This window comes from uncultured Merdimonas sp., assembly GCF_963929015.1.
Lineage (GTDB): Bacteria > Bacillota > Clostridia > Lachnospirales > Lachnospiraceae > Merdimonas.
Map to the genome: position 1 here is coordinate 366,993 of NZ_CAWVHE010000013.1, position 21,777 is coordinate 388,769.

At 47.7% G+C, this 21,777-nt stretch carries 22 protein-coding genes; all 22 read right to left on the bottom strand.

Translation table 11 applies throughout. From position 1 onward, the window contains the following. Nucleotides 1–13: 13 nt before the first annotated feature. The 22 genes from ABGT54_RS08870 to ABGT54_RS08975 all read right to left on the bottom strand — a co-directional run bounded on the left by ABGT54_RS08870 (nt 14) and on the right by ABGT54_RS08975 (nt 21,764). Nucleotides 14–865, bottom strand: coding sequence for a hypothetical protein (locus ABGT54_RS08870; protein WP_346663760.1), 852 nt, complete (start codon nt 863–865; stop codon nt 14–16). After that, nucleotides 862–1,197, bottom strand: coding sequence for a hypothetical protein (locus ABGT54_RS08875; RefSeq protein WP_346663761.1), 336 nt, complete (start codon nt 1,195–1,197; stop codon nt 862–864). Before ABGT54_RS08875 ends, ABGT54_RS08870 begins: the two co-directional genes overlap by 4 nt. A 17-nt stretch (nt 1,198–1,214) precedes the next feature. Continuing rightward, nucleotides 1,215–1,679, bottom strand: coding sequence for a hypothetical protein (locus ABGT54_RS08880; protein WP_346663762.1), 465 nt, complete (start codon nt 1,677–1,679; stop codon nt 1,215–1,217). A gap of 14 nt (nt 1,680–1,693) precedes the next feature. Beyond that, the gene (locus ABGT54_RS08885; RefSeq protein WP_346663763.1) at nt 1,694–2,848 is read right to left on the bottom strand and encodes a glucosaminidase domain-containing protein; all 1,155 of its coding nucleotides are present in this window, start codon (nt 2,846–2,848) and stop codon (nt 1,694–1,696) included. Between the two features lie 15 nt (nt 2,849–2,863). Then, nucleotides 2,864–4,621: a hypothetical protein gene (locus ABGT54_RS08890; protein WP_346663764.1), complete on the bottom strand. Its 1,758-nt coding sequence runs from the start codon at nt 4,619–4,621 to the stop codon at nt 2,864–2,866. 65 nt (nt 4,622–4,686) lie between these two features. After that, entirely contained in the window at nt 4,687–4,821 is a 135-nt protein-coding gene (locus tag ABGT54_RS08895) for a hypothetical protein (RefSeq protein ID WP_346663765.1), read from the bottom strand. A gap of 8 nt (nt 4,822–4,829) precedes the next feature. Continuing rightward, the gene (locus ABGT54_RS08900; RefSeq protein WP_346663766.1) at nt 4,830–5,270 is read right to left on the bottom strand and encodes a hypothetical protein; all 441 of its coding nucleotides are present in this window, start codon (nt 5,268–5,270) and stop codon (nt 4,830–4,832) included. 232 nt (nt 5,271–5,502) lie between these two features. Next, the gene (locus ABGT54_RS08905; RefSeq protein ID WP_346663966.1) at nt 5,503–5,742 is read right to left on the bottom strand and encodes a DUF5592 family protein; all 240 of its coding nucleotides are present in this window, start codon (nt 5,740–5,742) and stop codon (nt 5,503–5,505) included. Further along, nucleotides 5,627–6,508, bottom strand: coding sequence for a hypothetical protein (locus ABGT54_RS08910; protein ID WP_346663974.1), 882 nt, complete (start codon nt 6,506–6,508; stop codon nt 5,627–5,629). Before ABGT54_RS08910 ends, ABGT54_RS08905 begins: the two co-directional genes overlap by 116 nt. Continuing rightward, the gene (locus ABGT54_RS08915) at nt 6,487–6,819 is read right to left on the bottom strand and encodes a hypothetical protein (protein ID WP_346663767.1); all 333 of its coding nucleotides are present in this window, start codon (nt 6,817–6,819) and stop codon (nt 6,487–6,489) included. Before ABGT54_RS08915 ends, ABGT54_RS08910 begins: the two co-directional genes overlap by 22 nt. 15 nt (nt 6,820–6,834) lie before the next feature. After that, on the bottom strand, nt 6,835–9,000 hold the full coding sequence (locus tag ABGT54_RS08920) for a pLS20_p028 family conjugation system transmembrane protein (protein ID WP_346663768.1): 2,166 nt from the start codon (nt 8,998–9,000) through the stop codon (nt 6,835–6,837). An 11-nt stretch (nt 9,001–9,011) separates the two neighbouring features. Then, complete coding sequence (locus tag ABGT54_RS08925; protein WP_346663769.1) at nt 9,012–10,019, bottom strand: type IV secretory system conjugative DNA transfer family protein; 1,008 nt, start codon at nt 10,017–10,019, stop codon at nt 9,012–9,014. 13 nt (nt 10,020–10,032) lie between these two features. Then, a complete protein-coding gene (locus ABGT54_RS08930; RefSeq protein ID WP_346663770.1) occupies nt 10,033–11,232 on the bottom strand; it encodes a type IV secretory system conjugative DNA transfer family protein in 1,200 nt (399 codons plus the stop codon). A gap of 175 nt (nt 11,233–11,407) precedes the next feature. Then, nucleotides 11,408–12,445, bottom strand: coding sequence for a DUF5688 family protein (locus ABGT54_RS08935; protein ID WP_346663771.1), 1,038 nt, complete (start codon nt 12,443–12,445; stop codon nt 11,408–11,410). Nucleotides 12,446–12,465: 20 nt separating this feature from the next. Further along, nucleotides 12,466–12,621, bottom strand: coding sequence for a hypothetical protein (locus ABGT54_RS08940; RefSeq protein WP_346663772.1), 156 nt, complete (start codon nt 12,619–12,621; stop codon nt 12,466–12,468). A 16-nt stretch (nt 12,622–12,637) separates the two neighbouring features. Further along, the gene (locus tag ABGT54_RS08945; protein WP_346663773.1) at nt 12,638–13,690 is read right to left on the bottom strand and encodes a zincin-like metallopeptidase domain-containing protein; all 1,053 of its coding nucleotides are present in this window, start codon (nt 13,688–13,690) and stop codon (nt 12,638–12,640) included. 63 nt (nt 13,691–13,753) lie between these two features. After that, nucleotides 13,754–14,380, bottom strand: a complete 627-nt coding sequence (locus ABGT54_RS08950) for a hypothetical protein (protein WP_346663774.1) — start codon at nt 14,378–14,380, stop codon at nt 13,754–13,756. 31 nt (nt 14,381–14,411) lie between these two features. After that, entirely contained in the window at nt 14,412–14,639 is a 228-nt protein-coding gene (locus ABGT54_RS08955) for a hypothetical protein (protein ID WP_346663775.1), read from the bottom strand. Further along, nucleotides 14,632–15,753, bottom strand: a complete 1,122-nt coding sequence (locus ABGT54_RS08960; protein WP_346663776.1) for a hypothetical protein — start codon at nt 15,751–15,753, stop codon at nt 14,632–14,634. The genes ABGT54_RS08955 and ABGT54_RS08960 overlap by 8 nt, the downstream gene beginning before the upstream one ends. After that, nucleotides 15,740–20,344 (bottom strand): SpaA isopeptide-forming pilin-related protein, encoded by a 4,605-nt coding sequence (locus ABGT54_RS08965; RefSeq protein ID WP_346663777.1) that lies wholly within the window; start codon nt 20,342–20,344, stop codon nt 15,740–15,742. The genes ABGT54_RS08960 and ABGT54_RS08965 overlap by 14 nt, the downstream gene beginning before the upstream one ends. Next, entirely contained in the window at nt 20,341–20,721 is a 381-nt protein-coding gene (locus ABGT54_RS08970; RefSeq protein WP_346663778.1) for a hypothetical protein, read from the bottom strand. The genes ABGT54_RS08965 and ABGT54_RS08970 overlap by 4 nt, the downstream gene beginning before the upstream one ends. 122 nt (nt 20,722–20,843) lie before the next feature. Next, nucleotides 20,844–21,764 carry a mechanosensitive ion channel family protein gene (locus tag ABGT54_RS08975; protein WP_346663779.1) on the bottom strand — a complete coding sequence of 307 codons (921 nt, stop codon included), beginning with the start codon at nt 21,762–21,764 and terminating at the stop codon, nt 20,844–20,846. Nucleotides 21,765–21,777 lie beyond the last annotated feature (13 nt).

Consider the following 21,777-nt stretch of genomic DNA (forward strand, 5'->3'; position numbering starts at 1 on the left):
CTTAATGCAGATATTAGTTTTTGCTCTTTTGAGCTTTCTTTTCCGTCTGTTCCTTCAGATTCCGGATCTGATCTCTTGTATTCCGGATCCGCTCCTTTACTTCCGCAGCCTCTGCCTGGTCGTTGGCAATATGCTCTTCTTCTGATAAGATCTCGTTTTTGGCGTCTTCTATTACAGATTCCGTTTCCTGAATCTGTTTTTCTGTCTGATAGGTTTCCTTTTCCTGCAGCTGCAGGATCTCCGCTTCAATGTTGCGGATCCGTTTTTCTGATTCACTGATTCTCTTATTGATTTTTTTTATCTCTTCCTGGTATCCCTGAACCTGTAACTGATATTTTTCAACCAGGTATTCCGACCGGTCTTTCCGTTCCAGGGTTTCTACACGATCCACATCGTTGATGTTTGTGTACATCCGAATCATGGTTCCGCTTTCTTCGCCCGCATCCTTTTCCTGGATCCGCAAAGATATTTCCGAAAAACGTTTCGGGACATCATCGATCTGCAGAATGATCCAGTCCATATCTTCCAAAACCGGTGTTACTGGTAACATTCCGGCATTGGTTTCCATTGCGGAATACTCATATCCCTCAAGGCCTTCAAACGACCGGTCGGAAAGATCCAGCTCCACTTCCATCCGCTGCTGATTTTCACTATACTCCCAACGAATGATCTTAATGGTTCTGTTTTCCCACTGTATGTCTTCGTTTAACCTGGTAAGTCGCTCCGCATCCCCTGTAGTCGGCATCCAGATTTTAGATGTGAAAAATAAGGTGTATCCAGAAAGAAAGATGGTAATAAACAGAACCGCAAATACATTTTTATGTTTTTTCTTTTCCCTGCCCTGTTTGTTGTTTTGTGTTTTCATACTTTTCTACTCCGCAACTTTGGTTTCCTTTTTTCCCTAAATGACTCTCTGTATAACATTTCATAGATCTTTTCATAGATATCTTTATTGATCAGATCCAGATCCACTTCCTGTACATGCAATCCTTTGGATTCCGCCATCCGGATTACTTCTTCCAGATCTTCAACCTGCTCTTGTCCGATAGTGGATCTTACAATAAAGATCTGATCCGCTTCTTCCATCTGATCCACCACATATCCTTTATTTCCCCATGCCTGGAACGCTCTTTCTTTCAGATATTGCCGTTCTTCATTTCCGCAGTAAAAATAGACCTTTTTTGCCTCTTTTGTCATATTGATAACCTCCTCTGTTACGGGTGAATCCATATTTTCCCATCATTTTTGTAATAATCCAACACCAGCATTTTCGCCTCTTCTGGATATCCATCGTCCCCGGTTATTGTCCGGAACAGGAAGGAATATTTGTTTTCTACCGGATCCAGTTCACAGTAATCCTGGAATTCTGCTCCGGTAGCCATGCCATAATCCTGGTTTTCCCTGGTCCAGGACTCAATCTCATTCCGCAGCCCGTCCTCATCCATATCCAGGATTTCCAGATAGGCATCCGGGATCCTGATCTCAAAAATCTTCTCCTCTTCTTCGTCATTTTTCACATTTAACTCCGGTTCTGACAAATCAGGCTCCTGTTCCAGGATGGCCGGCTCTTTCTTTGCTTCCGGCGCTTTCTTCTCATAAAAGCAGTGCATCAAAAGATAGACTGCAGCAATGATCACAGCAAGCAAGATCAATACAATCCCTAATTTTTTCTTATCCATCTCAAATCCTCCCTCTATCTTGCAGACAGATCGATCCCATTGACCCATCCGTAATAAGCGGTACACTGATATTCATATGTTGCTTTCCAAGCTGACAGCTCTGTGATGGTGCATCCATTGCTTTGATTTCCCGTACGGGAAGACTCATTATGAAACACTTTCCCGTCCCCGATATATATTCCAATGTGTCCATAATTCCATGAGCTGGGTCTTGGTCCTGAATGTTGTACGCAGATAACCATCCCCACCTTCAGACCACCGCTTTCCCGGCTCATATTGAAGCTGTTCGCGTTTCCGTATGGGTAAGGCTGCCCTGCATTTGCAAAAACACGAGAGACCCAGGTGGCACACAAGCCATCTCCCGCAAAGCGGGTCTGATACGCGACATCAACGACATGCCTCTGTGCAGCTGTAGCTGATGCGTATTCCTGGCCGGCCCCAGTCCCTGCTCCGCCCTGACCAATATCCTGAGAATTTTGAAATTGTTCCAGGGTCAGGTTGTCAAACCTGTATAACTGATAGGTCCGCATTACGGATGTGCAATGCTCTACATAAGTGACAGATGTTGCCCATCCTGATTCCCGGATGGCCGCAATAAACTGATCGGCCATAGCCTGGGAATACTGGCCTCCTGTCTTCTTATACGGTTGAATATTCGCGATGTACGGAGCCTTTTCCAGCATTACTGCCCGTTGCCTGATGCAGTCAGCATGGCTTCTGTAAACGGAAAATCCAGCCACTATGTCGTAGGAGTTTCCTGCCGGATCCTGCTCGCCTGTGCTGTAATTGTACGATCCTATTGCGTATTGATCGCTACGATGGTATTTGATCCCGAAAAGGTTCTTCTGTTCATAAGCAAGTCTGGAAAGCCCTTGTCCTGTTTCCCCGTGGGGACCATATCTTCCAAATCCGCTCTCTACAATGATCTGTGCCAGACCACTGCTGACCGGATGACCGTAGGTATCCTGCATCTCCAAAAGTGTTTCAACCATTTCAATTGTAATGAATGGGGGTAGCCCATCCAGTGACAAATCGCTTCTTGTCTGTTCTTCCTCCCCGCCGACCACCGCCATTACAGCAGTAATCATCTGCATGGCCGCTCCGGCCGTCAAAGCAAGAATCAACACTGTGGCAATGATCCCCGGTATGAATAATTTCAATCCTCTCATGTGTGATCTTCCTTTTTATACACCACCCTGGAACATCAGATTGTCCTGTTTGGTCAGATGAATTTTTAGCTCAAGATTGCGGTCGGAGGCGATGCAAAGAATGGTTTCCCCTACCTGCAGCTTCGGGATTCTGTCCCGCTGGCTGCTGGTCAGGGTGTTTTCAAATACCTTGTCAAACAGCCCCAACACATTTGTTTCCTGATGAAATATAAATTTGTACTGCGTCAGCTCGAAAATCTTTTTCAGATCATCAATCTCTTCCGCTCCGGATCCCTCTGGTACATAGTCCCGGATGGATTGGCTGGCCAGCATAATCCCTCCAAAATATTTTCTTGCTTCCCGCAGGTAGATCGTGATAGATTCCAGCGCATATCGTTTTCTTGTATTGATCCAGCGATGGGATTCATCAATGATCAGCAGAAATTTGGTGGCATCCTCAAAAGCAACATGGTCCGGATGGTCTGAAGGCAGCGAATACCGTTTCATCATTAAACGCCCGTTCGTCACACAGTTATCCCAGCATAAGGAAACCATGTTGAAGATCTGGGCGTCAAAAACAGACGCCTTCATCTCTTTGATCGTGGAAATATCGAAAGTTACGATCTGCTCATCCAGGATATTGTCTATAGATGTATGTCCGTCAAATAAAGATCCGTAGGTATGTACGATATTCTGGATAACCCGGCGGATTTTATCGATCCGTTCCATATTCTTTTTCACAATAGACAGCGTGACTTCATCGTAAGTCTCTTCCCGGATCCGCTCCATTTTTCTGTCTATGTATTGCAGCATGTCTGAAAAGGTCGGATATTTTTCCGCCGGCAGGCCGGTCACCTGGCTGGTTACTTTTCCATTCCTAAGCTCCATGCCAAATTGCTGATACAACTCTCTTAAGAGTTCTTCAAACGTAATGATTTCCTGGGTATCCGCTTGTCCTTCTGTTAGAAACTTGTAAATCGTAGATACCTTTGAAATATGCCTTGTGAAACTGATTCCTTCGTTCTCATCCCCTTTCAAGATCTCCAGGGGGTTCAGGATCCCATTTGTCCCATCCAGCTTAATCACTTTGCCGCCGTAGGTTTTGGTCAGGCGTTCAAATTCTCCGGATATATCAAATGTCCGGATATAGTTTCCTCGCACCGCATTAGCTTTAAACCGCTTCTTTAAAAGCGTGGACTTTCCGGAACCCATGGTGCCGATCACCAGGGAATTGTAATGTAGCCGCGTACTTGTTTTAGTAAATTCATCAAACAGAACATTCCCACCACACGGCGTCTTTCCCAGAAAACATCCGGTGGGATCTTCCAGGCTGGAAAAATGGTAAGGATTTCCTGCAGCCATGGCATTGGACACCAGCGGCTGTCCATAGGTAAAAAACAGCTCCTGGGCCTGTTCATGATACGGTTTATACATGGACAACCATTCTGCTTTGCCCTCGTTAAGATACACCGCAGCTTTGAACCCATCGCCTTCCAGGGCTTTGGAAATATTTTTGATCTTTTCCTCCAACTGTGCAAAGGACTGATCTGCTACAAAGATCCTTACATGGACCAGCTTGATCACTTCTCCCATGGAGCTGATCTCATCATACAGCCGTTCCATCTCTTTGATCCTTTGTCTGGCATCATAAAGTTCCGCATGGTTCCTTGCTTCCGAGATCCGGTAACCCTGCTCTTTGATGGATCGGTTGATATTCTTTTTCACCTCAATCACATTGTCCGTAGAAAGATCCACCGTTACCACTGTATTGTTGATGTTGCATACCTTGGACATCCAGAAATCATTCAAATGCCTGGGAAATTCATAGATATGCAGGCAGGTCTCGTACCCGGTTCCCGTTAGTATGAATTTAGGATCCCTAAAGCAGATTTCCGCCCTGGGGCTGGATCCTTTCCATGAGATAAGGATCGTATCCCAGCTTCTGCTTTTTTCAGCTTCTCTTTATCTTCCTTTTCTTTTTTCCACTTTCTCATCTTGCACCTCACGCTGTCCTCATCAAAAGGTTCTTATTGTTCATCCGAGTCATAATCTGTTCTTTCTTCTCATCCGGGATATCATCAACCAGTCCATCCCGGCCTGTCGAAAGATTTGCTTTGATCGTTCTGCGATTCTTTTCCAGATTTTCCAGGGAATCCGCAAAGATCATAAAATAAAATTCGCGGGTAGTGTTGTGTTTTTCCAGCCAGGACAGCTCCCTTAGATCCGCCTTTAATGCCTCCAAATACAAGGGATTCGTGGTCTTTTTCATTTTTCGTCTGATATGTTCCTGTTGTTTTTTAGTATCACACGGAAAATTAAGGGCAATCACTTTCAGATCATCCGCATAAAGCTTGTACATTTTTGCGAACTTAAGGCAGTCATATTCCACCTCATCTGCGGACGCATTGACCAGATCCTTTGTGGTCACTTGCAGAAAATCCATGTATGTATTATTTTTTCTCCGAAAGCAATGATTTTCCGGAAGATATTCCATTCCAATCAGATCTGCTGTATTCCTATCCGTTTTCGTTTCTCTTTTTCTTCTTCCCTTCCGGTTCATTCCCTTCGGCTGGGTTTTTCTTCCCACAATTCGGAATCAGAAAAAACAAAGCCAGTAAAATGATACAGGAAACTATCCCAAAGATTATATATTGTGCCATGTATGCAGCACCTCCTCACATGTACTCGTAAAACGCATCTTCCTTGTCGTCTCCGGATCCCTGCCGTTCTCTTGCCTTGCTGATATTGATAACCGGCCGGTAGACCTCATCATCCCGCCTAAAATAAATACAGATGCTCTCATAGTTCCGCCGCCGCCTGTTTCCCTGGCTTTTCATCGTCAGACAAAACGCAACCGCCAGGGAGAAGATTAAAAAGGGTACAACTAGGGAAGCATGCACCGCATTGGAAAGCACCAGAGAGACACTGCAGTAAACGACCATAAAAAAACAGATCAAAAAGATAGACGCTTTTTCCAACCTTTGTTTCTGATTTGATCTCTTGGCTCACCAGATATCTCATTCCTGTTCCTCTCCTTCCTGTACATCCCGGGATCCATGGTCCCATCTTTTTTTCTGTGAATACCCCCTGTTTTAAGGTGTAATAAACACCTTCCCGGAGCGTTATGTTATCGACACGCCCCGTCTTTACCTGAGTAAGAATCATTCTATTTTCTTCCCTGGAATACTCCCATTCCGCCAGTGTGATCCAGCTCCCCCTTGCAGCTTTTACAAAAGAACCCATTCCCAATCCGCAAATGATGGATCCTTCCCCGGAACACTCGATCCATACATTTTCTCCGAAATTTGTGATCCGGGCTCTTTTCCCTTCGCTTTTCATCCTGCAGGAGTATCCGCTGTTTTTGATCCAGGCGTCTTCTCCGGAGCTGATGATCCTGGAAAAGTTTCCCGTATTATCAATCCGGACATGTTCTCCAGAGGATCGGATCTGAACGAAATCCGCTTCCCCGCTGATCCTGGCGTCACTCCCGGATGACCAGATCCAGGCATGTTCCCCGGAGCTGATGATCTTGACAGCCTCTCCGCTGCTTCCGATCTGAACCCGTGATCCGAGAGATTGGATCCTGGTGTTTATCCCGCTGGTTACAATCACTGTCCCACATCCCTGGCTTTCGATCCCAGCGTCTTTTCCGGAAACAGCTATCTGACAACCATCCCCCATCCACCAGGATCCGGATTCGATTTTCTAAACTGCTGACCGGTGTTTGATCCCCGGAAAATCCGAACAGGATCCTGATGCCGCCTGACTGACTGGTTTCTTCCTGGCAGGCACGCTTCCACTTCCTGTTCTTCCATTTCCCGGATTAGGTTTTTGACAATATGGGGAAACGATTCCTCTTTTTGTTCCCCTTCTCTGCCGATCAACCCGCACACACCATACACACGCACAAGATCTGTTAAGGATTGGTGTGAAAAACTACGGCTTTTCTCCTGCTTCCAGTCCAGTTCTCGCTCTTGCATCTCTTGTGTCAATTTGTTTACCCTCCTTTACTTTTCATCCCCGGATGGATTCTTTTGTTTATGGCTTTCTGCAAACGGCTCCAGAGTAATTTTTACCTGACCGCGCTCCGGCGGTCTTCCCGGCATCTTTTTTAATGTTACATGAACGTCCCCTGCACGATGCTTCTCCTCCTCTGTTCCTTCTGTCTGCAGGAGCCTGCCTTTTCCACGAAGCGGCTCTTCCTGATGCTCCGGCATCCGGATTTGATCTTCCCGTTTTTCTTCCTGCAGATCCGCATCCATTTTTTTCATGTTTTCCACACCATTGTTTACTTCCATCGTAAGAGGGTCTTTTCCATTAAGATCATCCGCAATGCTGTCCCTGTATTCCTTTGCGTCAGCCGCACTGTACGCACCTTCACTTCCATCCGCTTTCAGATCCCGGCCATCCTCATATCCGGATCCTTCCGGTACAGATGCCTGGCTGTCCGCTTCTGATTTCGCTGCAGCGTCTTTTCCTCCTGCCTGTGTAGTTTCTTTCTCTCCTTCTTCCGTTTTCCACTGGTTTTCCGGACTGCCGGACAGATCCTGTTGGACATATTCATCCTGATCTACGGCCTGGACTACGTCCTGGCTGTCCGCCAGATCATTGTATGTATTTTCATGCTGATCTGCCATTTCTGACTGATCGTTTTGTACTTGCTGGTCATTTTGTGCTTGCTGCTCATTCCGTGTTTGCTGCTCATTCTGTACGGACTGGTCTGTCTGTTGCATGCTGGACTGTGATGAATTTCCTCCATCTGATTCCGGTGGCGTCTGCGTTGACTCATCACTGGCCCCAGCCACATTCTGATTCAGATTTGTCTTTTGTCCATCAGAAACCGTGCTGACATTTCCTGCAGAGCTTTCATTTCCGGATCCTGCTAACAGACTTTTAAGTCCCGCCCCCCTTGGCAGACTCGTTCCAATCATCCGAGCAAGCTGTGTCCCTGCAATTACTTTTCCAAGACCCGAAGATAATCCGGCATCCACCCCTGTCAGCTTCTGTATGATATTCGGTCCATCAATCACCGCAAAAGCGATAAATAATAAAACCAGACATTTTACGAATTGTCCCCAGCCAAGGGTATTGACAAACCGGAACGCCAACAGGTATATCTTCATACAGACCATCACCAGAATCAGGGTGATGTAGCTGTCTTTCACGGAATCCAGGATCTTTAACAGCTTCTGGCTATTATTTAGATTGGCCGAATACAGATACGCTATCAGCTGATGGATCACGATCTCGTACAGGATCCGCACCACCTTGTAGGACAGGAAGAAAAACACCAGGATCAAAGAACAAAGTCCCAAAATGGCCACGATCCATTCCACGCTGTACCGGTAGTAATACTCGTTCAGGAGATCTGTCCAGGCAATCCCGTTATAGATCTCCTTAACGTCCAGATCTCCTTTTTTGTAAAAGATCCGGTGCGTAACCAGGTTTTCCGATTCCGACCTGACATCGTCTTCCTTTACGATCTCATTAATATCAATCAGATCCATATCTTCCTCGGATAAATTGTCATAGATCAGACGGTTGTCCTGGGTTACATTCATCAGCCCGCCGCTGATGTGGTCATCCAGATAGATAAGATCATAAAAAGAGGATCCCACCATGTCATACACGATATCCTGGATCTCCTGTTCATCGTTTCCCGTAACAACCGCATTTCTGAGGTCTGTTGCCAGGAAACTGTTCATCGTAGATATCAGATAAGTGGAAGATGACACGATCAGAACAGCCAGGCAGATATTGATCATGATCTTTGGCTTCTTCTCATAGTTAAAAATGAGAAGAACTCCCATCACTAATAGAGACAGGCAGACCAGACCGATAAAAATCGGCCGGAAGGAGCCGATATATTCCCGTACCGGTCCCCATTCCGTAAAGTCCAGCAATGTAAACACCTTGTCAAACAGATCCGCACAAAGTGCGGCCAAAAAGGCAAGGCCCTTAATCACTCCCCAGCCCAGCCACCGAAAAAATGTTGACACAATGTTATTGCAGTGGAACAAGTCCCGATTCTCGACCAGGACATTAACAACAGCGTCTGCAGCCAATACTTTCCCTGAAAAAAGGATGCTGCACAGTAATACAGGTATTGCCAGAATGATTTTTACTTTTCGATTTTTATTTTTCTTGCCATAGATTCTCTTTCCTGTTTTCATTCATCTGCTCCTTACGCTGCGCTTAATTCAATAAGGCTGACAGCACTTCTTTTTTCCGTCTCTTTCATGCTGCTTTTTTCCACCAGGTCGATGAGCCTAGAAATACTGATATCCATATCCTTGATCATGTCCCATTCCGGATCTGCAAGATATTTTCTTAGCAGATCCCGGATCGTTTCCGCATTTGCCAGGTCCTTAAGCCTCTGCTCCTTCCTGGCTGTTCCTCTGGTTTCTTCCATGATCTGCTGAAAAGAAATCTGAAAATCCCAGACCCTTTCTCTATGATCAATATCACTTCTATCTTCCGTATTAACATCATGAATATCGATCCCGTCCGGATCGGGAAAAGTATCTGTCAGGTATTCATGCCGGAACAGCATCCGCTTTCCGCTATCAATGGAGTTAAAAATGGGTGTTGGCCGTATCGGACGCCCTTTCAGGTCCGTCCGCTTCATGACCCGTTTTACAACACATTCTCCCTGCCGCAGTTCCTGCAGCTGGTTCATGTTCAGCAGACGCCGCTCTTCAGGAATTTCCATAAAATTCTTATCTATTCCCAGCTTATTCCCGGATCGCTGTGCAGAAAGGATCGTTTCCGATCCCAGATTCTTAGAAAATTCTTCTGCAGTATTGTCATTATTCGACAGAATATAAATATGATTCCCGCAGTTTCCCTTGATCGTTTCCCAATCATCTCCGTATAGCTTTTTCATCTGTACAATATCCTGAATATACAAGTCAAACGTGATATCCCGTCCGGGACATACGGTAATGATATTTCTCATGTTTTCAATCGGTGGAAAATTACCAATTTCGTCACAGATAAACTTTACCGGACGGTCACACTTTCCGCTCTTGCTTCTCGTTGCCCGCTTTTCCAACGTAAATACCAGTTGTCGGATAAACGCAGTCGCAAGAAAATGAAGCGATTGATCATAGTCAGGCGTACCGATGAATACGGCGACCGGCTTTTCTCCAAATCCGACATCTTCCAGCTTCAGCGAGCTTTCCGCTGTCATTTTTGCAACATTCTCATAGGTGAAAAATTGTCATTTTGTTCATCATTGTTGTAAAAATACTTGTTTTTGTTCGGTCTCCTGCAATTTCTGCACTGGCATATTTCATTTTTGCCCGATCCAACATCGGTCGTTGATTAAAGTAAGTGTCCAGCGCGGTTAGGTTCGGATTTTTTGGATTCTGCTTTCTAGCCAGCTCTGTAAATGTGTTGATGATGGAATAAAAGTTAATTTTTTTACGATTTTCTTCCAGATATTTGAACGCTACTTCCGAGGGCAGGGATTGGATCTCCGGATCCGTCACCAGATCTTTCCCGTCTTTTTGCCGGCATTTTTCCCGAATCCGTTCTTTCTCTTCCTCTTTTAATGTTTCCCAAGTTTCTCTCTTTTTCTTCCAATTCCGAAAACGGATTCCATTGATCCGTTCATCTTCCTTTGTGCAGTCTTCTATATGTGCCAAGATCAGGGCCGTCAAAAGTGAAGCTGCCAGATCATTCCAGAACTCTTCATTGCCTGTAGGTTTATCCGGATGGAAGAAGGAATAGCTTAATGACTGTGCCAGAAGCTCCGCTTCTGCGAAATGCTTCTTAAGATATTCTTCCACCACCACTTCCAATGAGTTGTAACCCATAGAATGCAGCGGATCATCCAGGTTGAGGAAGTACACCAGATATCCTCTTCTTTCCAAGGTTCGTCTGGACATCTTGTAATGTTCCATCTTAGGATCCAAAATCACCATAGATGCCTGTATTTCTGCCCTTGAATATACATCCACACTTGGTACAGCGAACATTTCTCCCTTGCCGGATCTGGTAAGACCAATGATAAGGTTATTGGCCGGGCTTTCATCGATATAAAGCTTTTTTCCCATCCGGGAAATAATCATGCCTCCTCTTCCCGGAAAATTTTTATCCCTGTCCGGAATTGCCTTGTACTGTTGCTTAATTTCCTTGTTTGTCGTCCATTGTGAATCCCCTTTCTGCCCCTGGTTCAGCGTATCTTCGGAATATGCCACCCTCATCCGATAGACCATACAGCCATTAGAAATCAAAAGCACCACGGCCATTCCTAGGTAAATCCACCTGATTACCGGATATTCCCGGATCTGTTCGGGATCAGGAAGCACATTTCTGATTCCGATATAACTTTTCGGATGATCCATATCGTTTAACCAATCTGGAAGGTCGATCAACAGATTGATACCATACTGCAGCAAGCAAAAACAACACCAGATCTACCAGGATACATATCGTAAAAATCACTATTATTTTTGACAGCCACCGGTTCAGAAACAGAATCTGTGTCCCCGAACGCTTCCTCTTATTATTTTTTGCCATACTTTCCACTTTCCAGATTATTTTTTGGTACTATTTCAGCTATCTGTTTATCCACTACCGTTCCAGATCCAGCGGCGAGAACCTTCTCGCACTTGACCGCCTTAAATATTCCTGTAAGGGGTTTTGTTCCATCCTTCGTTCTTCATATTCCGAAAATGTCATCAGTTCCTGTTCCTGCCTGGAATAATAATAAGCATGGTCGCTCAATACCTGTCCCGGCAAAACATCCGTACTGTTTACACTCTGAATCATAGTATCCAGGGAAAGTGAGCTGAACCCATCATCCGCACGGAGAACAAGGATCTCCTCCACGCTGCTGGGAATGATGATCAGGTCTTCCCCCGCAGCCTCCGCCAGTTTCTGGAGAACTTCCTGGTTACACAGCACCCCTGCTCCGCCCGGAAGCGACATATCTCTTACCATCATCAGGCTTTTGTCCAGATAATCCTTCCACTCTTCCGGCTGCACATCTGCAAACATTGGATCAAAGAACATTTCCTTTTCATTTCCATTTGCTATCACCATGGTATGGATCTTACTTTCCCGGTGCATGTTTTCCATGCTCTGTGCATAAAGTTCCTCCTCCGTAACCTGATAAGTCTCCAACAGTCTTTCTGTAACAGGCATCCATCCCCGGTCACCTCCAAACTCTGCAACCTTCACTTTATAGATCACAGCCAGATCCATCAGATCCCGGTAAACCAGATGATTATTCTCCAAATATTCTTTCTGTATTTCCGAATGAATCACCATGGGAAAGATCTGGTCCTTAATCTGCTCATAATCCGTCAGCTTCTGCTCCTCGATGATTCTTTGTAAACCGTTTTCGCGTTCAAAAAGGAATACCCTCATGTCAGCAATCCCCTGGATCGTCTCTTCCAGATCCCCGGTCTCCCGGTATCTCTGATACCAGTCCTGCAGGTAAATGATGGGCGCCGAATTATGCCAGGGCGTTTGGATAATGATCCCCTCTTCTTCCCCCCATTCTTTTGTAACTGTTTGAAACGAAACGGCTGCTCCCTGAAATTCCCTGGGGAGATATTCCAAAATATGTTCCTGCAGCTGTTTTTTGTATTCTTCATATTCTTGCATAACTTCTATCTCCTTTTTATTTATTTTTCCTGTCGTCTTTCCAGGATCTTCAGGTAATCTTTCAACCGTTCTTCTTTTTCTTCTTCTGCCCGAATTTCCAGGATCATTTCTTTTTCTTCTTCTGCCCGAATTTCCAGGATCATTTCTTTTTCCAGTAAGATGTCTGCTTTCATCATTGCATTTCCCTCCTTTTCACCGTTCCAGTGCATGTTCTGCATATGCCTCACGCACCGGCATTTCCCGGGCTGCCTGCTTCATACATTGTTCCATTGGCGTCATTTCTCTGGACGGATCCGAATACACCTGGTCTTCGGAAACCTCCATAGATAATGGCAACATCTGATCTCGCCCAAGTTCCAGCCCGGCTTTTTCTTCCATGTATTCCGCTGCTGTTTCCGCCTGCCGTACTGCATGCACAAGAACATCCGGATCTTTTTTGATCGCTGCAACCCAACTTTTTACATATGCCTTATGGTTTGCGATATGCTCCTCTGTCTGTTCCATCGGCAGATATGCCGACAGGAAACAGGACGTGATTTCCGCCACCAGCTCTTCCCTGGCATACTTCGAGCTCCCCACGATCCCGGTAAGATCCCGGTTCAGCCTGTGGCTGGCTCCTGTTGCATGAGTCAGCTCATGCAGAGCAGTCGAATGGTAAGCGTAAGAGCTGAAAAAGCTCTCCTTGGTTGGCAAATGAATTTTGTCCTCCACCGGGGAATAATACGCTCTGCCTTGTCCGTCATGCAGGATTTGTACCTCCATCTCTTTTTCCAGCTTTCCGATCACCTCATCCACACGGATCTCCTCCCGGATGGGACGATCCAATGCCGGCATTCCTTCCACCAAATCCCCATTAAAAACGTGTTTATAAGAGGCTCGCAGACTATACCGTTCATCGAACTTCAGATCTTTCTCCTGGAACTCTTTCCAGGTGATGCCCCGTTTTTCTTCCCTGTCGTAGGGGAACCAGTATTCCACCTGTACCCCTTTTCCTTTTGCGTCCTGAAGCCGCCAATCGTTTTCTTTGCACTGTACAAATGTCACCCATCTGGGATCTTTATATCCCCGGGCCTCGGCGACCATTTGAAGGAAGAACTGGTTCACACCTCTGTAAGGACGTCCAGTGATCCCGTTTATCTGCAGGTTCGTATTCCATTCCTGCTTCCAATCAGACCCTTTGTCCTCCAGCACATGAAGGAACGTGTCTGCCAGCTTCTCCCTATACTCCTTTGTCTTCCTGTTCATAACCCTCTTCTTCAAACTCCATCTGTTCTTCCGGTTCCAGTGTCTCATCATCAATAAATACGATCATCGCTCCCAGCCCCTTTCTTTCCCTGGCCGCACCGCCTGTGCTGATGCTGCCCGCATGCACGCTTTCAGGTAATTCTTCTGTTCTCTTTTTGCACCTATAACCGCAGCTCTTTCCAGCAATTCTTCCGCTCCGGATCCCAACAGTTCTTCCCGGTCAAACAAAAACTCATCCACCTGGCTGTCATCCAGTACAATCCCCTTCGGATGACCGCTAAAATCATAAACCCTGTAAGCTTCCGGATATTCTTCCATTCCATTTCCATCTTTTGCTTCGTCCAGGTAAACCATCTGGTTGGTCTGCAGGGCTGCGTTTGCGATCTCTTCCGCATCTGCAACCCCCTGTTCCCTCTTATCACACCATGCTTTTAGCAGGATCCGGTCCTGGTCGTCTAACCGCTCAATGATACCAGCTGTCTTATTCAGCATCCTGAGATCTTCCTGTTCTGAAACCTGAAAATACGGGCAGACCGCTTCCGTCAGGAGATATTCCAAACCAGTTTCCGAACCGGTAAGATCATATAACAGTTGATCCAGTTTCTCTTCCCGGACCGGCAGGTGAAGCCAGAGGGACTTTTTTTCCTTCTGTCCGATATTTTCGATATATACTTCAATCTTGCTGTCCATTGCTTCCCCTCCTGTCCTTGTTAAAATATCACTAAAATACGATTTTTCCTGTCAGCCACTTTCCCAGGTACACAGCCCCAATAATCAGGATCGCTCCAATGATGACCCAAGGAATTGCCTTTTTGGCTTTCTGCCGGCTCTCATCGGATGGCACAAGAAGCATCACTCCAATTATGATGAGCGCAACAATCACTAATATATAGGTATATGGCTGTATTTCTGTACAAAGGTTGTAAATATTGGTTGCAAATTTATCCATTTATTTCTTCTTCCTTTCCATTATTCTTTTTGTTTTTCCAAATCCAAAACAGAACCGCCGCCGTCAGCAACGCCAAAAGCATAAGCCCGATCCCGATTCCCAAAACCACTTTCGGAATCCCGGCATCCTCCGGCTCTGTTTCTTCGATCTGTTGTCTATAAACTGCTTTTGCATGGATGGTATAAATTCTCTGCTCCGGGTCTTCCACCTGGCTGGTTCCCTGGTACACCGCTTCATACACGGTTCCTTCCCGGATCGTGATTGGAACCTCCGCTGCATAATTTGCCCGATACCACACTATCTTTCTTTGGACATCGGCCCTGGCATTCCTGCAGAGGACTCCATCCGTATTGGTATAAGGTTCCCCGGCCCAATACGTCCGAAGCACCCGGTAATCTTCCGGAGACGCCCCTACCGAGCGAATCAACTGTTCTTCGTATCCGGCCAGTGGCGTCTGCGTGTCCTTAGAAACAGTGACGCTTTCCCATTGGAACACGAACGCATCATATTCCTGAAAAACAATATCAATATAGGTATCTTCCCAGGACGGATCCGCAATCGCCTCAATACCGGTCAAACGGCAGGTCACATCCATGGCTTCTCCCGTGACCTCATTTTTTGCAGAAATCTTTTTTTCTTCCGGCACATCCGCCTGGGATACCGCCCAGTCATAATCCGTGTAAGCCTGAACCTTCTGGGTAACGGTGGTCTCTGCCGGGCCTTTCTCCCGTACTTCTATCAACCTAAACTCAAGACCGTCTTCTTCCAGGGCCGGAGCCGGTTCAAACGCCTGACCCTCCGGAATCGGATCACTTTCCACCTCCTTTGTCACTTCCTGATCCACCATTACCGGCGTTTCTTCGGTAATGGTATAATCCACGCGTTCCAGGAGATAGGTTTTCCCTTGTTCCCGGAGTTTCTCTTTAAAAGGCCTCTCCTCATCCGGATCCCTGGACGTGTATTCCATTTCTCGGATAATCTTTGCATTTCCATTCTTTCCTTCCGGTTTTTCCGAACGATCTTCCGCCTGGACAATTCCACCCGGGATCAGGAGTATGCCGATCAGTAAAAAAGAAAAAAACGATCCTCGAAGTCTTTTCCTACGTTTCCTCATGTTTCCCCGCCTTTCTCTTCTTCACACACACAATAATAATCACTGACGCTGCTGCGAAAAGTGCGGCCAGGCAGCCCCCAATCATGGCCCGGTCCCCGGTCTTTACACTGGTAAGGCTAAAGAACTGCCCTGCTTTTTCCAGGAAACTATTGGATCCGTCAAAGAAGCTGTGTGGAATGGAAGTCTGAACAGATCCTTTCTTCCAGTCATCTTCCAGAAATATTTCCTGCACTTCCCTGGTATTTTTTACGGTGAAAACAAGATCCTCCGCCGTCAGATATCCGGCCGGGGCCTCCTGTTCCCGAAGAATGTATTCTCCAGGCTCCAGCTTTTCCAAAAGAAGCGGCTCTTCCCTGGACGTCCATTGTGCCACAACCTCTCCGCTATCTTTGCGGATCAGTTCCAGTTCCGCACCCGGAAGCGGATCCCCTGTTACAGCATCTATTTTGAAAATCTGGACTTTGATATCATCATTACTAATCCGGAATTTCCCGGTCTCCCTGGGCTCTTCTTCCCCTTCCATCAGGATCCATCCATCTTCGTTCACGGTAAAGGAATGGATGGTGTCATCCAGAACATAGCCAGGAAGAGGCTTTGTTTCCTGAATGCGGTAAACACCTGGCTCCCATCCTTCTATCTGGATCCTGCCCTGGTCATCTGTAGTAAAGGTCTGCTTTCCGGATTCATCCTCCTTCTCCCAGATCTGGAACTCCACGCCTGGAAGCGGTTCCCCGCTTTCCTCATCCGTCTTAATGATTTCAAACAGGTTCTGATGATTTTGCACCCGGATTTCCCCGGTCTCCCTGGGCTCTTCTTCCCCTTCCATCAGGATCCATCCATCTTCGTTCACGGTAAAGGAATGGATGGTGTCATCCAGAACATAGCCGGGAAGAGGCTTTGTTTCCTGAATGCGGTAAACACCTGGCTCCCATCCTTCTATCTGGATCCTGCCCTGGTCATCTGTAATAAAGGCCTGCTTTCCGGATTCGTCCTCCTTCTCCCAGATCTGGAACTCCACGCCTGGAAGCGGTTCCCCGCTTTCCTCATCCGTCTTAATGATTCCAAACAGGTTCTGATGATTTTGTACCCGGATCTCCCCGGTCTCCCTGGGCTCTTCTTCCCCTTCCATCAGGATCCATCCATCTTCGTTCACGGTAAAGGAATGGATGGTGTCATCCAGAACATAGCCGGGAAGGGGCTTCGTTTCCTGAATGCGGTAAACACCTGGCTCCCATCCTTCTATCTGGATCCTGCCCTGGTCATCTGTAATAAAGGCCTGCTTTCCGGATTCGTCCTCCTTCTCCCAGATCTGGAACTCCACGCCTGGAAGCGGTTCCCCGCTTTCCTCATCCGTCTTAATGATTCCAAACAGGTTCTGATGATTTTGCACCCGGATCTCCCCGGTCTCCCTGGGCTCTTCTTCCCCTTCCATCAGGATCCATCCATCTTCATTCACAGTAAAGGAATGGATGGTGTCATCCAGGACATATCCGGGAAGGGGCTTCGTTTCCTGGATCCGGTAGGTCCCTTGGGACAAACATTTTAAAACGATCTGTCCATTCTTGTCTGTAACATAAGTCTGCTTATCCTTCTCATCCTTCTTCTTCCAGATCTGGAACTCCACGCCTGGAAGCGGTTCCCCGCTTTCTTCATCTGTTTTCGTAATAACCACCTCTACGGCCCGGTTCCGGATGGTCCAGGAACCGTCCCCGGTCTGCTCCACCTTCGACTCATACCCTACCGTCTCCTGTTCCCGGATGGTGTACTCGTAGGTTTTCCCTTCCGGATCATATTTCTCCAGATTCTCAAAGGCTCCTTTCCAGCCATCTCTGGCCGTAAGCTTCATTTCCCGGCAGGACTTCCCGTTCCGCAAAAGCTCCACGGTCACTTCCTCCGGCCGGCCTTCATAGTCTCCATCCTCCCATATCTTCTCCACTGCCACCTTCACATACTCATTCGTGAACGCTGCCGTCCCCCCTTTGGTGGTGATCGTCAGCACATTGTCCAGGTTCTCCAGCTCTTCTGCGTCCGAACTCTGGGCCGAATGGGGAACCGTGCTGCTTACAGCCTCCGTGGTGATCTTTGCTTCTTCCGTCACCGTCACCTTCCCTTCCTGTGCCGAGATCCGGTGACCCTTTTCATCCACTTCATACAGGTAATAGGTTCCCGGATCCAGGGATTGGATCTCTCCTTTCCCGGAAGCTTCTCCGGCCTTCACCGTCACTTCCACGTCTCCCAGATATCCGCTCAACGGATCCCCGGATAACTTCTTGTCACTGTACACAAACCGGAACGTCTGGTCTTCGGTAAACGAGGAGCCACTGACCGTCTTGGTCACCGTGATCCCCGGCTTCGCCTGCCGGTTGAAGATGATGGACGGTGTATCCATCTCCACGGTTTTGATGCTTCCCGGATCCCGGGTGGTCACATAAGTCAGCTTCTGCACCGTATTGGATTTCAGGCTCTTGTCCTTTCCGTCCGTAGACATCTCGTAGTCCGCATACTGGATCGGGAACGACATCTCATGCCCCGGATCCGTGTAACCGCCATCCGTCAGTTCTCCGATACTCCAGTACACAGTCCTGGTGCTTTTTACATAGACGTAAGACGCCCCGTCCCTGGCCGCTTCATAAACCGCTGTCGGGACTCCTTTCGTGGTTCCGCTTCCCGGGTTTTCCAGGACTTTCCATTCCTTCCCCAGCTTCTCCACGTCCACGGTGAACGGCCCGTTCATGGTATCTGTATAAAAGGCGTCCTTCCCTTTGATCGGAATCACATACTGCTCATCGATCCGCTTCAGGATCTTTGCCTCCATCTCCGCAAACTCGCTGTTGTGGCGGGCAAATGTACCATAACCTGTAGAATCCACTTGACTAACTCGCTGCGCCGCACCTGTCTGATCCTGTTCATTCATAGCCACTCCGCAGGCGTAAATGGTCACCCCATCCATGGCTTTCAGCTGTGCAGACTCCCTGGCTCCATTGATCTTTGGGTTGTCCATATCCAGGGACGTTCCCACCGTCCCCTGTGGCATCCCGTCCGTCAGGAAGATGATAAGGGTATCCTTTTTCTTGTCTTCCGTGCTGCGTCCATTCAGCAGATCGATGGCTGCCTGAAACGCCCTGGACCAGTTGGTTCCGTCATAAGTAAAGGCATGGTCGATCCCTTCCTGCTTGATCGCCTCAAAGTCATTGGTAAATCCCATCCAGGTCGCCCCGTCCATATGGGTCATCCGGCCGGTGTTGTCCGTGTACAGGCCATCCGCCGTTCCATTGGCGTGGGCGTTGCTCCAGCTCCCATTCTTCGGCACATCCCCCCAGAAAGGAATGTAGGCGATCTTGTTATCTGAGTTTAAATCCCGGATCTTGTCAACCAGGGTGCTGAAGAACTCCTGGGATTTGGCCAGACGGTCGCTGGTCTGGCACTCTTCCGGCGCGCAGGTGTTCAGGATCCAGCCGCTTCCGTGGTTCACGATCTGGGAGACATCCAAGAAATATATCGTTTCTCTTACTGGTACCATTCCGCTCTCGTTATAATACGATCCGCCGGTCAACCGTACCACCCGGCGTCCCTGCTCCAAATAACCCAGGGCTTCCTCCCGGCTGTCCAGCTTCACATAATGATGCAGATCCGTATGGAGGATGTTGTAAAGGTTGTTCCCATGGGCCATGGTCCAGGCCGGTAGTCCGGATGTGGGATCTTCCTCAAAAAGAAGGTAGTAATGATCCGGCTCCTGGCAGGGCGAGTTATACGGCATCTCTCCGTTGTGCAGCCATCCGGACATCCATCCTTCGTAACCGGAGGCGGCGTCCTTGTGGTTCACCCGGTAGTAATAATTCTGTTCTGCAGCCATGTCACTCAAGGTTTCCGTCCATCCGTACTCGTTCTGGATGGGATACCACTTTGTACTGACCGGATTCCCCCATCCCTGGCGGACGCGCTCCAGGTTGTAGCCGTAGTTGGCATCCATGGATCCGGATTTATCCTGGATCAGGACCACGTTCATGTCTTCCGTCCCCTGGACCGTTCCGGAGTTGGACCGGTACTGCAGGGTCACTTTCCCGTCCCCGGTTTCCTCATCGGTCCACTGGGTCCGCTTGCGGATATCCGCGGAAAGATCCGTCACTGTCTCATCTGCTGACATTAGACGGATGCTGCCGGAAGATCCGGCGTGGAAATCGTAGCGGTCAAAGTATTCCGCTTCGCCGGGATCCGTACACTTCTTCTCCGGTTCCGCCTGGGTCTGTCGGGGAGCGTCCTTATCAGCCTTCTGCTTTTCCGCCTGGGTTTGTGACTCATCCCCTTCCGTCCCTTTGGGATCTGCCGTTTTATCCTCCTGCTTTTCTTCCATTTGGGAAGCCGGATCTTTCTTCTGGCTGCCGGGCTCCTTCTCCTGGACCTCCGCTCCGTCAGTCTCCGGTTCTTCGGCCTGTTCAGGCGGATCCTCCTTCTGCGAAGTTGCATCCTGCCCGTCCGCTGTTTCTATAACCGGCCGGCCAACATCCGCTGCCTGGATCATCAAAGGCTGCAGGCTTAACACACATGCCAGAAAAATTCCCAGAAAGGAAAGCCTTCTTTTTTTCCTTTTCATATCGCGGTCTCCATCATTTCTTTTTTTACATCTGAAAAATAGTAACTTACTTTTTTGTCCTCAATTCCTGTGATCCTTGCAATCTCTCCGGATGTGATCCCCGGCTGCATTTTGATACAGGTTTCAATCTGCTTAATAATCAACATCCTCTGCCAATAAGACTTCACCGGAGCTTTGGGATCTTGTCCGAGCTTTTTATGTTTTTCATCCGCGTCTTTCTGGGCTGCAGCCGCCGAATAATTATCTTTGGGACATCGGCCCAGTTCTCTTTTGATCGTAGACCCTGTAACTCCTAATATGTCTGCAATTTCAGAAGGTGATTTGCTCTTGTACACTTTTTCAATGTATTTCCGATCAATTTCTTTTAATCTTTTCATTTAACTTTCCCTCCCTTCTGGTAAAAACCTTGATTTTCCGCTTGCTTTTTAACAAAAAAAAGAATGCGTAAAGATCAAAAAAGATCTTTACGCATTTTATTTTAAAATTTACTCAAAAGCAGCTATTTCTTCTCTTCCGGCAGATGTACCGTCACCTGCTGGTAAGGGATCACAATGCCGTTTTCATCCATCTTCAGCTTGATCTCCTCCAGAAGCCGCCATTTTGTGGGCCAGTATTCTTCATTTTTTACCCAGGCGCGGGCGCCGATGACTACCGCGCTGGACGCCAGGTCCTCCACAAAGACCTGGATTCCTTCCTCTTTCATCACGCAGGGATCCTTTGTCATAATCTCTTCAACGAGATGTTTTGCCGCCCGCAGATCCGCCTCGTAGGACACCGAAATCTTCAGATCCAGCCGCCGCTCGTCCTTTGCTGTGGCATTGGTCAGACTGTTGTTGGTAAGAAGTCCGTTGGGGATCACGATGGTCTGGTTGTCAATGGTAGAAAGCTTTGTGTAAAAGATCTGGATCTCCTTGACCGTGCCTTCCTTCTGGTTGGTATCTTCCACAATATAATCCCCTACCTCAAAGGGTTTTAAAAGCAGGATCAGTACCCCGCCTGCAAAATTGGAGAGGCTTCCCTGGAGGGCGAGTCCAAGAGTCAGCCCACTGGACGCTACCAGCGCCGCCACAGAGGCGGTATCTACCCCAAATCTGGCGGCAATACTGAAGATCAGGAGAAAATACAGGCCGTATTTCAACAAAGAGTCTACAAACTGTGCCACTCCTGTGTCTGCTTTGGAACGTTCAAAAGAATGTTTTACGATCTTCCGCACCCATTTGATCAGCTGACGGCCGATCAGGAAAAAAATCAGGGCAAAGATCACCTGCACCCCAAAGGCTATAAACTGTGGAATATTGTCCTGCAAAAACTGAGTCAGGCGTCCCACTTCCGCCACCGTATTCTGTGTGACTTCCGCCACCTGCTCCGCAGTTTCTTCTCCTGCGCCCGCTGCGGCTGCCAGTGAAAAATATGTTGCCATCTGACGTCCTCCT

Bases quoted from the DNA above. Each gene is read 5' to 3' on its own strand.
- ABGT54_RS08870 (WP_346663760.1), bottom strand. From the start codon at position 865: ATGAAAACACAAAACAACAAACAGGGCAGGGAAAAGAAAAAACATAAA.
- ABGT54_RS08875 (WP_346663761.1), bottom strand. From the start codon at position 1,197: ATGACAAAAGAGGCAAAAAAGGTCTATTTTTACTGCGGAAATGAAGAA.
- ABGT54_RS08880 (WP_346663762.1), bottom strand. From the start codon at position 1,679: ATGGATAAGAAAAAATTAGGGATTGTATTGATCTTGCTTGCTGTGATC.
- ABGT54_RS08885 (WP_346663763.1), bottom strand. From the start codon at position 2,848: ATGAGAGGATTGAAATTATTCATACCGGGGATCATTGCCACAGTGTTG.
- ABGT54_RS08890 (WP_346663764.1), bottom strand. From the start codon at position 4,621: ATGTCCAAGGTATGCAACATCAACAATACAGTGGTAACGGTGGATCTT.
- ABGT54_RS08895 (WP_346663765.1), bottom strand. From the start codon at position 4,821: ATGAGAAAGTGGAAAAAAGAAAAGGAAGATAAAGAGAAGCTGAAAAAA.
- ABGT54_RS08900 (WP_346663766.1), bottom strand. From the start codon at position 5,270: ATGGATTTTCTGCAAGTGACCACAAAGGATCTGGTCAATGCGTCCGCA.
- ABGT54_RS08910 (WP_346663974.1), bottom strand. From the start codon at position 6,508: ATGGGGGATGGTTGTCAGATAGCTGTTTCCGGAAAAGACGCTGGGATC.
- ABGT54_RS08920 (WP_346663768.1), bottom strand. From the start codon at position 9,000: ATGAAAACAGGAAAGAGAATCTATGGCAAGAAAAATAAAAATCGAAAA.
- ABGT54_RS08925 (WP_346663769.1), bottom strand. From the start codon at position 10,019: ATGACAGCGGAAAGCTCGCTGAAGCTGGAAGATGTCGGATTTGGAGAA.
- ABGT54_RS08935 (WP_346663771.1), bottom strand. From the start codon at position 12,445: ATGCAAGAATATGAAGAATACAAAAAACAGCTGCAGGAACATATTTTG.
- ABGT54_RS08940 (WP_346663772.1), bottom strand. From the start codon at position 12,621: ATGATGAAAGCAGACATCTTACTGGAAAAAGAAATGATCCTGGAAATT.
- ABGT54_RS08945 (WP_346663773.1), bottom strand. From the start codon at position 13,690: ATGAACAGGAAGACAAAGGAGTATAGGGAGAAGCTGGCAGACACGTTC.
- ABGT54_RS08950 (WP_346663774.1), bottom strand. From the start codon at position 14,380: ATGGACAGCAAGATTGAAGTATATATCGAAAATATCGGACAGAAGGAA.
- ABGT54_RS08955 (WP_346663775.1), bottom strand. From the start codon at position 14,639: ATGGATAAATTTGCAACCAATATTTACAACCTTTGTACAGAAATACAG.
- ABGT54_RS08960 (WP_346663776.1), bottom strand. From the start codon at position 15,753: ATGAGGAAACGTAGGAAAAGACTTCGAGGATCGTTTTTTTCTTTTTTA.
- ABGT54_RS08965 (WP_346663777.1), bottom strand. From the start codon at position 20,344: ATGAAAAGGAAAAAAAGAAGGCTTTCCTTTCTGGGAATTTTTCTGGCA.
- ABGT54_RS08970 (WP_346663778.1), bottom strand. From the start codon at position 20,721: ATGAAAAGATTAAAAGAAATTGATCGGAAATACATTGAAAAAGTGTAC.
- ABGT54_RS08975 (WP_346663779.1), bottom strand. From the start codon at position 21,764: ATGGCAACATATTTTTCACTGGCAGCCGCAGCGGGCGCAGGAGAAGAA.